At 38.5% G+C, this 14,544-nt stretch carries 10 protein-coding genes; 4 read left to right on the top strand and 6 right to left on the bottom strand.

The annotated features are described in order from the left end of the window. Nucleotides 1-160: 160 nt before the first annotated feature. Nucleotides 161-1,861: a hypothetical protein gene (locus H6850_03455; GenBank protein USO02143.1), complete on the top strand. Its 1,701-nt coding sequence runs from the start codon at nucleotides 161-163 to the stop codon at nucleotides 1,859-1,861. 8 nt (nucleotides 1,862-1,869) lie between these two features. On the opposite strand, the gene H6850_03450 is transcribed toward H6850_03455, so the two are convergent. From H6850_03450 to H6850_03430, 5 genes are all read right to left on the bottom strand, one after another. Then, entirely contained in the window at nucleotides 1,870-3,987 is a 2,118-nt protein-coding gene (locus H6850_03450) for a hypothetical protein (GenBank protein USO02142.1), read from the bottom strand. A 77-nt stretch (nucleotides 3,988-4,064) separates the two neighbouring features. Continuing rightward, a complete protein-coding gene (locus H6850_03445) occupies nucleotides 4,065-5,318 on the bottom strand; it encodes a hypothetical protein (protein ID USO02141.1) in 1,254 nt (417 codons plus the stop codon). Between the two features lie 65 nt (nucleotides 5,319-5,383). Beyond that, nucleotides 5,384-6,808, bottom strand: a complete 1,425-nt coding sequence (gatB, locus tag H6850_03440) for an Asp-tRNA(Asn)/Glu-tRNA(Gln) amidotransferase subunit GatB (protein USO02140.1) — start codon at nucleotides 6,806-6,808, stop codon at nucleotides 5,384-5,386. Then, a complete protein-coding gene (gene gatA / locus H6850_03435) occupies nucleotides 6,805-8,250 on the bottom strand; it encodes an Asp-tRNA(Asn)/Glu-tRNA(Gln) amidotransferase subunit GatA (protein ID USO02139.1) in 1,446 nt (481 codons plus the stop codon). Before gatA ends, gatB begins: the two co-directional genes overlap by 4 nt. Before the next feature lies 1 nt (nucleotide 8,251). After that, entirely contained in the window at nucleotides 8,252-8,536 is a 285-nt protein-coding gene (locus H6850_03430) for an aspartyl/glutamyl-tRNA amidotransferase subunit C (protein USO02138.1), read from the bottom strand. Between the two features lie 209 nt (nucleotides 8,537-8,745). Between H6850_03430 and H6850_03425 the strand changes: the two genes are divergently transcribed. From H6850_03425 to H6850_03415, 3 genes are all read left to right on the top strand, one after another. Next, nucleotides 8,746-9,549 carry a hypothetical protein gene (locus H6850_03425; protein USO02137.1) on the top strand — a complete coding sequence of 268 codons (804 nt, stop codon included), beginning with the start codon at nucleotides 8,746-8,748 and terminating at the stop codon, nucleotides 9,547-9,549. Between the two features lie 56 nt (nucleotides 9,550-9,605). Further along, a complete protein-coding gene (locus H6850_03420) occupies nucleotides 9,606-10,112 on the top strand; it encodes a hypothetical protein (GenBank protein USO02136.1) in 507 nt (168 codons plus the stop codon). A gap of 386 nt (nucleotides 10,113-10,498) precedes the next feature. Further along, nucleotides 10,499-11,020: a hypothetical protein gene (locus H6850_03415; GenBank protein USO02135.1), complete on the top strand. Its 522-nt coding sequence runs from the start codon at nucleotides 10,499-10,501 to the stop codon at nucleotides 11,018-11,020. Here the strand turns inward: H6850_03415 and H6850_03410 are convergent. Next, entirely contained in the window at nucleotides 11,011-14,523 is a 3,513-nt protein-coding gene (locus H6850_03410) for a hypothetical protein (GenBank protein USO02134.1), read from the bottom strand. The genes H6850_03415 and H6850_03410 overlap by 10 nt on opposite strands. Between the last annotated feature and the right edge of the window lie 21 nt (nucleotides 14,524-14,544).

The raw sequence follows: 14,544 nt of genomic DNA, 5'->3' as shown, positions 1-14,544 counted from the left end.
TTATTGCGTAGATCGTCATCACGAGGCGCGAAGCGCCGTGGTGATCCATTTCTGGATGGCCACGTCGCTAATCTCCTCGCCATGACAACTTATTAAATATTTGAAATATATTATTTTATATGTTATAATTATTATAATAAGTGATATTTATTATAATTTTATGCCAAGACTATTTTGGAGCAATGAAAAAAGTATTTTTTCTATCGAATACAACCCATCCACCGGAGCTTTTTCACCATCAACTAAAAAGCAATTTTACGGCTCTTCCGATGGCCTTTTTAATGCCACAATTGAACCAATCCAAGGAATTGCGATTCATAACAATAATCGTTTATTTTGGGCTCAAAAAGATCCGAACGGTGGCGAAATTTTTTCAGCAAAAATTAAATCGAACGGTGATTTACTGGGAGATAGGGTGCATTTTAAGACTAATAATCAAACGAATAATAATATACACCAACCTTCAGCAATCACTATTTCTGGGAATAGGTTATTTTGGATAAATACAGACGCAAATGACAAAGCAATCTACTCTGCTGAATTTAACCCAGACACAGGTAAAATTAAAGGAACTGAAACAAAATTTGAGCCTGGCATAGAAATAATTGAGCCTATCAACATCGCAGTAGATGAAAAAAATAAGCGTCTTTATTGGATTGATAAAGGCGGTATAGGTGGTTTAACAATAGGAACTTGCTCAACAATGATGAGTATGACCTATACATGTACAATGATGGGAATGATGACAGGCCCTTCTATTTCTTCTGCTAATTTTGATGAAAGTGGCAATGCCACCAACCCAGATACTTTGGGTAACTTCTCCTTGCAACCTCTTAACGATCCATTTGGACTGATCCTATCTCCGTTAGGAGAAAGCGATATATTTTGGGGTGAAAAAACTATTGGAGCAGTTTTTTCAGGCGAGGTAGATGACAATGGTATGGGAATAACTGAGCAGACAACAACGGTCTTTCAAAATCTCAACAACCCTCTGGGGATTGCGATTGATTCTACGCAATACACAGAAAAAAATATAGCACATAACTTCATAGCAAATAACGGGAATAATGAAATTTGGGCTCTTACAATAAACAACAACAACAGCGCTCAACCTACCCCCACCCTCCTCACCGCAGAAGGGGTAAAATTTTTAGCTATTGCACAAATTGATAGCTCTATAACAGGAACTACAAATGATTTGTCAGGCGATGCGCTCGCTTTCTTCTTAACAGGAAAAAAGAAAGAGAAGGAGAGTGATTCTGAGACAGAAAATAAAGATGAGTTCAATAATGTGCCAGATACGGTTAGCAGCGACGTAGTCACTCCACCGGCTTCACCTGTAGCGGAAACACTTGCTGACTACCCCTCTTCTGGGGCTGCTGGCGCAGCAAGCGCAGGATTGAGCACAACCGCCATTGTTGGTATTGTTACTGCTGCTGTTGCTGTTGCTGCTGTTGCTGTTGCTGCTAGTAGTGATGGTGATATTACTGCCATGGGAGATGATGTTTCTTATAGAATTAACGATGATGGAACCGTGAATTTTGTTCAAAACCCAACCCCAACTGATGAAGACTTTGATAATGCCAGAGCATCTGACGCGTTCGGAGATTTGTTTAAGTTAAGTAGCATTGAGAGAATTGCATTTGATATTGCTGCAAGTATAGATCCTGTACGTTTAATTAAGCAACTTCTCAAAGGTGTTAAAACTTTAATTCCTGATACCATTAGTAAAGATCTTGTTAAGGAAATGGTTGATAGATTCTTTAAAGGAAACACATCAAAACTCATCAGAAAAGGATTCAATAAACAATCAATCGAAAAAACAAAAACAGCAATCCAAAAAGCTATAGGGGCATTATAAGGATTTTTTTACCCCACGTAACCTGTGTCTGTAATTTCTCTATCTGTCGTGTCATTTATATTATTCCCTTCAGCTATATAAACCTTGTTACTCCCAAATGCTTTCATCGTAGCATTCAAAGCTCTTACAACCTCAAGCACCGTATCATCCCCCAACTTATTGTCCCATATCCATAAAGATAAAATTGTATCTCCGATAGATTCCATAATAGCACGCGCCAACCCAGGAAATGGACCAAAATTATTTTCCGATACATCAAGATACGTTAACGTTCCTGCATTTGGGCATTTCAGCAGATTTAACATATCTGGCTGCGTTAATCCAACATTTAAAAGCGTCAATCGCGTTAAGTTGAGGTAACATATACCTTGCACAACAACGCCAGATAGATTACCTAATGGCCTGTTTTCAAGCTCCCACTTTGTTGCATTGCATAGTGATGGCAGAAACCCTTGCGCGTTTGAATTATCGCCCAAAAATGCTTCATACCTCATACAAGGATCTAGCTGGGTCGTTGTGGGTGGTGGCGTCATCAATGTTGTTGTGGTAGTTACAGTGGTCTCTATCACAGTTGTTGTCGTCTCAGGTGTCACAGTTGTCGTAATCGTTGTTGATGTTACTGTAGTGGTTGTGCTGGTTGTTTCTGTGGTTACTAGAGGAGGTGTTGTGGTCGTTCCTATAGTAGAAGATGGATCTGTAGGTTTAGTAGTTGTCGATGTTGTCACTTTAACTGTTGTTCCAGGCGTTGGTTGTGTAACAACAGTTGCGATTGTAGGTTCTGGTGTTGTTGAAGTAAGCGCAATCTCCTGAACAAACTTCACCTTCTTGTGCAGCACTCTGAACGGCATAAACACAGCCAAATTTCTTTTTAGAGCATTTGCATTTGTGCTAGGAAAAGCGATTGATAATACGGCATTTGCTCGAATGTTTTGAGGAATGTGTCCGGGTACCCATACACACTTTTGATTCAATTCAGGTATGGTCGTTTGTCTATTGTTTCGCATCTTAGGAAATCTTGTATAAGACCCGCATGCCATATCATAAGCATGTAATTTAGAATCCCAATATACCACAAAAGTCAGTCCTGCAAGCGCTCTTGCATATTCTCTTAAATAATCCTTCATATATGTATGTAATTCACAGTCCTTTTCAGATTCGAGAAGATGTCTTATATCATCCATTAACTGAGGAGAAGCTTTTAATACTGACAACGCACGACTACAAGAAATAGGATGATGCGCCGCCCCATCAGAACTTATAACTTCAGGATGTGTTGAGCTAGGATCTGTTGCTGTTGTAAAATTTGTTGTTTCAGGTGTTTCAGGTCCTGCTGTTGAAATACCGATACTCACACTTGTTGTACTAGGAAAAAGCGGGTCAAAATCGAACACCGGTTGAGAACGATTTGCTGCATATAACGATGCAGATGATGGTTTTGCTTCAGCAAACGGCCACGTGTCCATTGTGTAACTCGTCAAGGCCCAAAAAGCTAAGAAGATATTCAAGAACAAAATAGGAGTGCCTATTCTTGTGCAGAACCACTCGTAAAAAGACTCTTTAAAAGGCTCTGTATGCTGAATTGTTGTTTTCATTTTTTCTTGACTACTATCCCGCTGCTGAGATGGCATCCCCACCTCAACTACCTCAACACCATTTATCACTCTAGACCTCTGTATGGACCCTCCCTCTTTATGTGAAGCATCTTTTCTGCGTCTCATTCCTTCTGCTTTATTTTCTTGAAATGTCACCGTTTTGTTTTTGGTTAGTGCGAAATTTAGGGCTTGCCGCTTCAAACATTCGATTTTATTCGCATTCAAACCAGAGCATCTTCTAACAGCTTCCAGCGCAATCTCTAATTCGTTATAGTTTTGAATAAATGTTGCGGATATATCATACCGATCCAGCTCTTGAGAAGAAGCCTCACTTGCATCATCTTTTAACTGTTGTTCATAGCACTTCTTCAACTCCCCCATGGCTTGTTGAATTTTTTGCTCCTTTAAAGGCGTCAACATCGCAAATGCTTCACTGTCCCATTGGTGAGCATTAAACTGAGGTGAGGTCATCACACTCTCCAGTTGAAAGTCAGATGCATTTAGAAAAACTTGCGCAAAAAAGAAGTTAAACATTTGCAGTATCATAAAATCTTATACATAACATATAGAAAAAAAAGATAAAGAAACAAGTATAAGTAGACCCTCAACAGTTAAATATTTTTCAATAAAAACCGCTTCTCTAATTCCTCCTGTATATAGATTTGCGAAAGCTCTTGTAATCCTTGCTGATTAAATGTCTTTACCCTCTTAAATACATCATTTCTCTTAGCAACCGCAACACGTTCCATCTCATCAAAAAACTCTTGTTTTTCTAACCCTCCGAAATTTAATACCTCAAAAACCATTTTCATTTCATCAGTAATCTCTGGTGGAATTTTATCATTTCCTTTTTTTCCTAGAATACCTCCGATACGATCAAAAATATCTCGTGCTTGAAGTATTTTAATTTGGCGACGCTTTGCTTCCTGCCTGGCTTTTCTGCGGTCAATCTCCAGCTTTCTTTGCGCCTTGTGCGCGGCTTCTATTAAAGCATTTTGCTCACACTGCATTTGTTCAAGTGCAGCATATCTTTCTTTTTCTAATTTTTTAACAAGTTCACCTCTTGCACGCTCAAAACGTCTTAAAAATTCCTCTCTGTCTTCTTTTTGCTGCCTACGCTCTATTTTTATCTGTTGCAATCTCTCTTGCTCCCTCTCCCACTCAGCGCGCTTAAAGTCTAAAATTATAGACGACAGTATTCGATTGGGCTCTTGAATCAATTTTTTTTCTATACTTTCCCAAGAGAAACCTCTTTGCCTATCAAGGGCAATGTGTCTTTTTGCATTTTGCATTTGCGATTTCTCTCGTTCTTCAAGACGATCAACAAGAGCTTGCATCAAATGTTTAGCAACACAATGCTTGGCAGTAGAATACACTGCGAATATTGATTCTTCTATCTTTTCCCAAGAAAAACCTTGTCTTCTCCAATTAAGAGCATCTTTCTCAGCAGATTGCATACTTCTTTCTTCTGTCTTACAGTTTTCTATATGCTGAGACCCTAAACGACAAGATCCTAGTGTAGGATCTGCTTCTATTTTTTCCCATGAAACACCTAACCCTCTTTGGGATCGTATATAAGCGGGCACCTTAAGTGCTTCAATAACACACCGTTTATTCGCACCACTTTGCTGCATCTTAGCTGATTCAAATAACACTTCGCTCGCAGCTGAAGAACTTGAGCTACTATCAGAAGATCTTCTGTCAACAGAACTGCGCATGCCTTGTGGCATCACCGGCGTAGAAGCTCTACGTATTATCCTACTGCTTGTGGGTGTGGACGCTCTATAAGTTCTAGGGGTATGCGCTCTAGGTTGATTCACTTCTAAATCTGTCTTATTTGCTTGCACAAAAAACAAAATTAACATTTCAACCTCTCCAAAAGGGTTACCTGATAGACTCTAAAACAAAAATATAATAAAAGCAAGTGAAATTACAAATGCTTCTCCAGCACCTCATTCACCACCTCAGGATTCGCTTTTCCACTAAATTCTTTCAAAACCATGCCTACAAAAAACCCAAACAACTTTGTTTTTCCGGATTTATATTGCTCAACTTTATCCGCGTTTGCTGCAATAATTTTTGATACAACTGCTTCTATCTCGGCAGAGTCAGAAATCTGCTTCCAGTTGTTTTTCTCTATGATATCTGCAGGCTTTTCACCTGTTTCCCACATCAATTTAAACACATCTTTAGCAATCTTGCCGGAAATTGTACCATCTGCAATCAAACCCACCATTGCTGCTAAGTCAGTTGCTGCAACCTTAGAATCTGCAACCTCCATATTTTCTTCATTTAACATAGAGAACAACTCTACAATAATCCAGTTTGCTAAAAGTTGTGCTGGCACACCAGATTTCAAACCTTCTTCGAAATATTCTGCTGCATCACGATCTTCAGACAATAAAATAGCATCAGCCTCTTTAATATCAAAATCACTTATATAACGCTGCTTTTTTGTATCAGGCAACTCTGGCAACTCCGCTCTCAATCTCTCAATTCTTTCATCTGTCAGAATTAATGGCAATAAATCCGGATCTGGGAAATAACGATAATCTGCCGCATCTTCCTTTGAGCGCATTAGGGATGTTTCAAGTGTTTTTGTATTAAACAATCGTGTTTCTTGCTCAATTACCCCACCCTCATCCAAGATTTCAGCTTGACGTGTTACTTCATATTCAATCGCTTTTTTAATAAAGGTCATAGAGTTTAGGTTTTTAATCTCACACCTTGTACCAAGCTCACCACCAGGCTTGCGTAAAGAAATATTCACATCTGCGCGCATACTCCCCTCTTCCATGTTTCCATCACATGTTCCGATATATTTGAGGAGTGTGCGAAGTTTTTTCACAAATGCTACCGCCTCTTCTGCTGAGGACATATCAGGCTCTGTCACAATCTCCATTAATCCAACGCCCGCTCTGTTGAAATCAATATACGTACTATGCGGATCAATATCATGAATACTTTTTCCCGCATCTTGCTCTATATGAATACGATTGATGCGAATTTTCTTTCCATCAATCATCAAGTGCCCATCCGTTACAATAGGCTCAAAAAACTGTGAGATCTGATATCCTAATGGAAGATCTGGATAAAAGTAATTTTTGCGATCAAATACAGATTTTTTGTGTATCGTTGCATTAATGCTCAACCCTGATTTAATCGCCTGATCCACGCATTTTTCATTTAAAACAGGCAAAACACCCGGCATTCCAACATCTAAAAGGTCCACATGTGCGTTTGGCTCTCCACCAAATGATGCATCACCAAAAGAAAATAATTTTGTTTTTGAGGCAATTTGCGCATGAACCTCTAAACCAATAACAATTTCCCACTTTCCGTTCACCAAACTCATTTCGCCACCTCTTCAATAAATTTTGCGCCGTCAAATAAAGATTGCTCCGCACACTTTGGCCCCATCAACTGCATACCCAACGGACCACCTCTTTTAGATGTTCCATATGGTATAGAAATGCCTGGAAGACCTGCTAGGTTTGCCGGAACTGTATAGATATCATACAAATACATTTGCTTTGGATCATCTGGCTTTTCAGAAATCGCAAATGCGTCTGAAGGTGCTGATGGTGATAACACATAGTCATATACCTTAAATAACTCTTTAAAATACTGTCTCATTTGACTTTGAAGCACTCTTGCGCGCGTATAATAGGCATCATAGTGAGACGCAGACAACACATATGCTCCCATCAAGATACGTCTTTGAACCTCTTCCCCAAAACCTTCTGCACGCGTTAATTCATACATTTCTTCAATGCTTGAAAACTCTGATTTTGTGCGATATCCATATTTCACACCATCATACTTTGCTAAGTTACTTGAAGCTTCAGCGGGTTGCAAAATATAATAAATTGGAAGCGCTACATCCAAAGATGGATAAGATTTTGTCTCCACTGTTGCGCCAGCTGCTTCAAATTTTTTGATCAAATCTTCATATAAAACTTTAATTTCTTCATCTAGCCCATGAAAAAACTCTTCAAATACAACGATTTTCTTGCCTTTCATGTCAGGATTAATTTTATCTGAATATTTTTGAACAGGAACATCTAAGGACGTTGCATCTTTTGGATCATATCCTATCATATTTTCAAGCGCAATTGCCGCATCTAAAACATTTCTCGCTAAAATACCCGCTTGATCTAAAGATGATGCTAAAGGCAACATGCCATAACGTGAACACAAACCATACGTGGGTTTTATTCCTACAATTCCACAAAATGATGCAGGTTGTCTGATAGATCCACCCGTATCTGAGCCTGTTGCCACAAGACATGCTTTTGCAGCCACTGCAGCCGAAGAACCACCAGATGAACCTCCAGGCACAAGATCCTTTTCTGGTTCATTTGTTCGTTTAATAGGGCTAATTGCTGGTCCATAATAACTTGTTAAGTTAGAAGACCCCATCGCAAACTCATCCATATTTGTTTTACCAAGCATCACACCGCCTGCATCCCATAATTTTTGAGACACTGTTGATTCATAGGGTGGTTTAAAGTTTGACAACATTTTAGACCCAGAAGTTGTCAAAGTATCCTTTGTACAAAATAAATCTTTCATACCTATAGGAATGCCGTCTAAAGGCTTTGCCTCACCTTTTCCAATACGCACATCAGACTCTTGTGCCATCTTAAGGGCCTGCTCTTCTGTAACAGTAATATACATATTTAAATGTTTTGTATCTTCAATACGCTTAAGATAAGCTTTTGTCAGCTCTACAGCTGAAATTTCCTTTTTTCGCAAAGCTTTTTTCGCTTCGCTTAACGTTAAATCAATTGACATATCAATCCTTCACTTTCGGCACAACAAAAAAACGATGCGCTCTCTTTGGCGCATTAGATAAAATTAATTCATGCTGGTCTTGCAAAGGTGCCTGCTCTTTTCGCTCTAAATGCTTATGCTCAGAGTCTATTATTATCGATGCATCGTCAGCATCTTTGTAGGCTTCATTTAATTTCTCAATCCAAGAAAAAATATCACCAAGCTGCTTCTGCGCCTTTTCTTCATCTTTAATTTTTATCCGCGCTAAGCGCTCTAATCTCAATAATTCGTCTTTTGTAAACTTCACAATTACCCTGCTTACCTCTAAATTCCCGTCATCCTGAGGCGCAGCCGAAGGATCCCATAAAATCAGAAAAGATCCTTCGCCTAACGGCTCAGGATGACGACGGAACGTACTGCCATTTCCATAGCATTAGGATATCAATTCACAGATGGATATACAATAAACGTATTTTGTGATATAATGGTACAAACATACTATTTTCTGTCATATATATGGATCCTCGCATCTTTTGCCCTATCCCAAGGGGTGTTTTTGAATTTAAATGGACCGAGGGATTTGGTGCCACAATTTATTCACTTCTCACACGTCTTGAACATTGTCTTGTCAGAAAATATTATTTTTCAATGTCTGAACCTTTAGGCTTTGGTCATTGGACAGATTTTTTTAAACCCTTTTGGGATCATGCACGAAAAGAGAAATTTCATCACACACTTCCAAAAGTTCCTAACACAAATCCAAGGCTTGTAATTTACAAAGAGCATGTTCAAGGCTACAACGAAAAAAATGGTAAAAACATATTCTTCCTAAAAGATTATAAATATATGCTAGATAAGATCTATCATTACCGTGATGATATTCAGCAAGAAATTGAAAATATTATACAATCAAAACATTTGCCTGAAAACTATTCATGCATCCACATCAGAAGAGGTGATCGCACAAACCACGGTAAATGCCCTTGCAAAAGCGAAGTTCCTGAATATATTGAAGCGCTGCGCAAGCTAGATCCTAATCCTGAATGTGTCTTTATTGCAACAGATGATGAAAGAATTATTCAAGAGGTAAAAGAGCATTTGCCAGATATCAAAACTTTATCTCAAACGGAACAGCAAGGCTTTGATCATAATACTTTCTTTTCCACTCCATACACAGAAAAACGCAATATCTATTTACAACTTTTTGCAGAAATCGAAATTGCCACAAGAAGCAAATATTTTATTGGAACATATTGCTCTGTACTTTCTCACCTTATGCAAGCTAGGCATGGATTAGAGAATAGCACCTTAGTTTATTAACTTATTATTAACCACAATTTACCTTTTCTGTAAAATCTATCAACATACAGACTGCGATGTTTTTACCTCTTTATCTTTATACTACGACCCCACGGTTTGAACCTGTTGCTGTAAAAAAATTACACACTAGTGATACTTTTTCAGATTCTGGAGACTCTGATCACTCTGTATCACCTCGCAACATAGAGCTTGACCCCATGATCTTTGATGTTCGATCCCTAGACGTTCGCATAATATGCTATGCAACCATAACAAATGGATGGGGAAGACGGGCGCATAGAGAACGACATGCCGCACAAAGTTTACTTGTGCAAACAAAAAACGCAGAAGAAGCTTTAAAAGACAATAAAGCCCTTCAATCAAATATTTCTTTTAATGTTACGCCACTTAGAAGAAAAGTTTTTTTAAATTTAACACATAATCCTAACAACATCCCTCCAGAGTTTCATACCGTAATTGAACAGTTGAAAGCTCGTGGACTTATCATTTTTGCTGCTAAAAACCACATACCGGACGTTCTAAAACACTTAGAACAAATGTTGTCTGAGGATGCTTTTGAGTAACTGCTACTCATGATTGCGCCTAAACTGATAAGAAATATTATCAACCAGATATAAAACCCAAGGGCTCTATAAAGGCAATAAATTTCATCCTGAGCATAATAAATTTTATAGAATTAAAAATCACAGCGAGAATCTGTTTGATTCATCAAAGAACCCATTGCTCCAAACGAAAGCTTTTAAAGAGACTTTCCAAGCTCAAGAAATAGCACACTAGATCCAAAAATATAAGGGGGTCGTCATTTTTGCTGCTGAATATCATGCGGATAAAACAACAAAAAAGTTACACTGTTGGTCAGATAACAAAATATTTGATAGCATCAAAGGTTGTTAAGTTTCTGTTAATCAAGCGTTGCCTTTTTAGAAAAAGTTATTAATTAGAGATTGCTATGCTCTGCCTCTTCAATATTTATACACACTCCCCACCCTGCATATATACATTAGATTCTAGTGAATTTACATCGTCTCATATGTATTTAGAATGTTGCTCTAGCGCAGAAAAATTTGCGGAGCATACATATCGATTTCACCATGAAAACCAAGCCTTCTTTTTATGGGTAGAAACATTAGAGCTTCGAAAAAACCTCCCATTGCATATATTTTTTGCAAAAACTGGAAAGCCGGGTCAAAAAAGTTACTCACACGCAACAAGACTTACCGAATGCTTTTCCCAAGCGGCAGCCTGCAAAATTCAAATCTTTGCAGAAGCGGGTTTTCATCTGTATTTTGCTAAAAACCATGCAAAAGAAGTGGAAAAAATAATTATGAGCCTAACGCCAAACGCTTTATTAGCTGTAACACCCCTTACGAAAGCGATAACAGAAAAAGAAAACGATAGGCCAAATGAGCACCAACCAATGCCTAATCCTCTCTGTTACCCCCGTGCTGCATATAAAAGTCTTTATGACTGAGCGCTAGGCCCTGAAACAGATACCATCAACCAAGTTGCAAACGCTAACGCACTATAAAATAAAAACAGTAACGATAAATTCTGAGTTATAGCATCTGCGGAAAATTCTTTCGTTATAGGATTTTTTGATTTTTCAATCACATTATTTGAATTGTATCCATTACTAGACCCTATAGAAGAACCGTCAGAAAAATTGATAGATGTTCCATTAGAGCTTGCGTTATCTAATTTCATAAATGCTGGAGAAACTGAAGGTGAAGATCCAGCCAACCCAAACGTCCCTTCACCAAACTGCGTCTCCGCGCCTAAAGAAATATTTGTTTGCGTTTCTGTTTGATTTCTTAAATTCGATACATCAGCGCCAGCTGCTTCTAATCGATCTAACACATCATTATTAAAGCCATTGGCTTCTGAGGGGGTTCCGAGTCTTGGAGTGTAAGCTTTATTAATAGGATAACCGCTTCGCTTTGCACTAAAACCAGCTTCTCCCGAAATATTCACCTTTTTTCCAAGATTGAGATTGGTTAACCGCGGGCAAAACGCACCTGACGCCATAGCTTGAGGCTCTTCTGTAAGAGAAAGCTCAGATGCTCCAAAAAAATTATCCCCTTTCACACTACCATTTTCACCAAGTGTAAATGTTGTGAGATTCTCAAAAATAGCTCCGAACGCTAAGCCGCCCTTAGGGGATGCAGCGCCACAAAAACAATCTCCATCAATCTTAACATCTTTTGCTATAATGAACTCCTGCAAAGCACCTATGCGTGCACCAAAAGCTACACCTGCCTTGCTATTTGATTTAGGCGGATCTTCAAAAAACTGGGTTGTTGCACCCAAAAAACAATCACCTTTAAATTGAACCGTTTCATCAACTGCAAATGTTGTAAGTCTTGGCATATCCGCTCCATAGCTTACACCGCCTGTATAGGTTGTAGACCCAAATACACGATCCCCTCGAATCACCACATCTTTTCCTATAGAGATCGTTTCAAGCACTGGAAAAAGCATGCGACTCTCAGCACCTTCTGAACTTGCGCTCGCTCCAAATAAATCATCGCCTGCAATTTGAACTTTATTCTCTATCGTAATGGATGTTAACCTGGGAAAGTTTATAATTCTTGGCATCATCGAGGATGGTGGAACTTTTGCAAACACGCCAAAAATTTGATCCCCTGCTGCAATACACCCTGCTTCAAAAGTAATGCTTTGTAAATTATTAAATTTCGGGATAATAAGCGCTGGTGTTACAATATCGCTAAATCCAAAGGCTTGGTCATGAATTACTATCCCCTCGCCAAATGCTAAATGCGTCACCATTGCTAAGGCAGCATCAACTCCTGGCATGCTGTGAAATTTTGCTGGCACACTTTGTGTAAAACGAATATTTGTATTTCCTTGGGCTACTTGCGTCACAAAAGCATTTGCTAAAGCTTGAGGATTATTTGCAACCAAATCCGTATATTGAATTTCCCCTGGAAAATTGGCTGATGCACAACTTCCATAATTTCCAGCTCCAGAAAAATTGAATTTTACCGTATTATTTGCATCTACAATTTCCTGCGGATTTGTTGCCTGCAATCCTGTTAAATTTGTCAACTCTGTTGTTCCAGACGTTGCGCCAAATGTTGTGTTAACAAAAGTTATTCCTGGATTTTCAATGCATATGTCTGCTTTTGCTGTTGTGGCAATTGGATTGAATGTATTTGCTCCAGAAATGGAAATATTTTTATCTAATGCTAATAATGTAAGACCTGATAAATCCACATAGCGAAACGCATTATCACCAGAAATTATAACATCTCTTAATACTGAAATTTGCTGCAACACATCAAACTTCGCATGCATTAATGTCATATCATTGGAGCCAAATAACTGATTTCCAGAAATTATAACAGGGTTATTCCTACTTGATTGCAAAATTAATAAAGTTAAATTTTTAAACTCCGGCGCCTTGACTGTTCCACTACTACCGCTACTTTTCTCAATACCAAAAGCATTGTTACCACTAATTGTTACATTTTGTTCAAACATAATAGTTTCAACCGCTTCTAATTTTGCAGCCGTTGCGTTTCCGTTACTTGAAAAGGCACCAAACAATTCCGAACCTGCAATCGCACATTGCGCTTTAAATAAGATAGTTTTCAGCTTTGGAAACTGCGCTCCTTCCTTTGCAACAGTTGTTTTATTATTAACGCCGAAAACCGCTTGCCCTGTAGTAATATTTGAATTAAACGTTAGTTCTGTTAATTCTGTAAATTCAAACCCTGAAAATGCCTCATCATTAATGGTAATAGCTGCAGAACCATCACCCAGTGTTAATTTTTTTATACTTTTTAACACATCTGCAACTGTTTTTCCATTGATAATAACAGGATCTTCATAAAAATCGGTTGGCACATCAAATGCAAACGTGATGTCTGTTTTCATCAATTTCCCAGACACATCAAAAACAGTTTCTATAAACTGTTCTTTAGACGTCACTATCCCTGTAGATGAAGGGCCGGCTGGAAAATTTGCTAATGAACAATTTCCATAAGAGGTATTAGATGTAAATCTAAATGTTGTTCCATCGCCAAGATCTAATATTTGTCCTATTTCAGTCGCACGAGCATTTCTTAAATTTTCAAGCGCCGCTGTTCCAGCGGAAGCACCAAACGTTGTATTGACAAACTTTATGCCAGGCGTTTCTATACACACACCCGCTGCTCCAGGTGTTGTTATTGGATTAAAGGCATTAACGCCAGAAATATCTATATTTGATTGAAATGCTAATACAGAAAGGTTGGAGAAATCAGCATAACGAAACGCATTATCACCAGAAATGACAACGCCTTGTAAAAACGTCGCTTGCTCTAATAGTCTGAATTTCGCATGCGTCAAACTCACATCATTTGAACCAAAAAACTGATTTCCCGAGATTTTCACAGCAGAGCGAAGAATTAAACTGGTAAGCTTTTGAAAATCTGGCGCTGTAACTGTTCCACTCCCGCCACTTTTTTCAATCCCAAATAAGTTATCACCCTTAATTTCAACACCTTGCCCAAATGCAATAGACTCTAGGGCATTTAACTCAGCTGCCGCAGCATTTCCACCGCTTGAAAATGCACCAAATAATTCAGATCCATCAATCACACACCCTTCATTAAATAGAAGCTGTTTTAACTTAGGAAATTTTGCACCAGACGTCGCATTGTTCACACCAAAAACAGCTTGTTGCGTTGTAACGTTGGCATTAAATATAAGCTCTGTTAAATTTGTAAACTCAAATCCATCACCTGAAAAAGCATTATTATCAAGCACAATAGCTGCGCTTCCATCACCAAATGTTAATCTTTCAACCGCTTGCAGCGCATCCTTTGTCATCTTTGTATTGGCTGTTGTTGTGTCTGTATGAAATGCCGTTGGAGTATCAAATGCAATGATGATATCCGTCTCAACGACTGCGCCTGATGCATCAAAAACAGTTTCTATAAACTCTGTCTTAGAAGTAACAATTTTCGCCACGAGCTTTAAAAGAAAGATAAT

This window comes from Alphaproteobacteria bacterium (assembly GCA_023898745.1).
Classification (GTDB): Bacteria; Pseudomonadota; Alphaproteobacteria.
This window is presented reverse-complemented; position numbering and strand designations above follow the sequence as displayed.

What these genes read in the sequence shown, in the direction of transcription:
- H6850_03455 (USO02143.1), top strand. Translation starts at nt 161, where the DNA reads ATGCCAAGACTATTTTGGAGCAATGAAAAAAGTATTTTTTCTATCGAA.
- H6850_03445 (USO02141.1), bottom strand. Translation starts at nt 5,318, where the DNA reads ATGTTAATTTTGTTTTTTGTGCAAGCAAATAAGACAGATTTAGAAGTG.
- H6850_03420 (USO02136.1), top strand. Translation starts at nt 9,606, where the DNA reads ATGTTTTTACCTCTTTATCTTTATACTACGACCCCACGGTTTGAACCT.
- gatB (USO02140.1), bottom strand. Translation starts at nt 6,808, where the DNA reads ATGAGTTTGGTGAACGGAAAGTGGGAAATTGTTATTGGTTTAGAGGTT.
- H6850_03425 (USO02137.1), top strand. Translation starts at nt 8,746, where the DNA reads ATGGATCCTCGCATCTTTTGCCCTATCCCAAGGGGTGTTTTTGAATTT.
- H6850_03415 (USO02135.1), top strand. Translation starts at nt 10,499, where the DNA reads ATGCTCTGCCTCTTCAATATTTATACACACTCCCCACCCTGCATATAT.
- H6850_03450 (USO02142.1), bottom strand. Translation starts at nt 3,987, where the DNA reads ATGTTTAACTTCTTTTTTGCGCAAGTTTTTCTAAATGCATCTGACTTT.
- gatA (USO02139.1), bottom strand. Translation starts at nt 8,250, where the DNA reads ATGTCAATTGATTTAACGTTAAGCGAAGCGAAAAAAGCTTTGCGAAAA.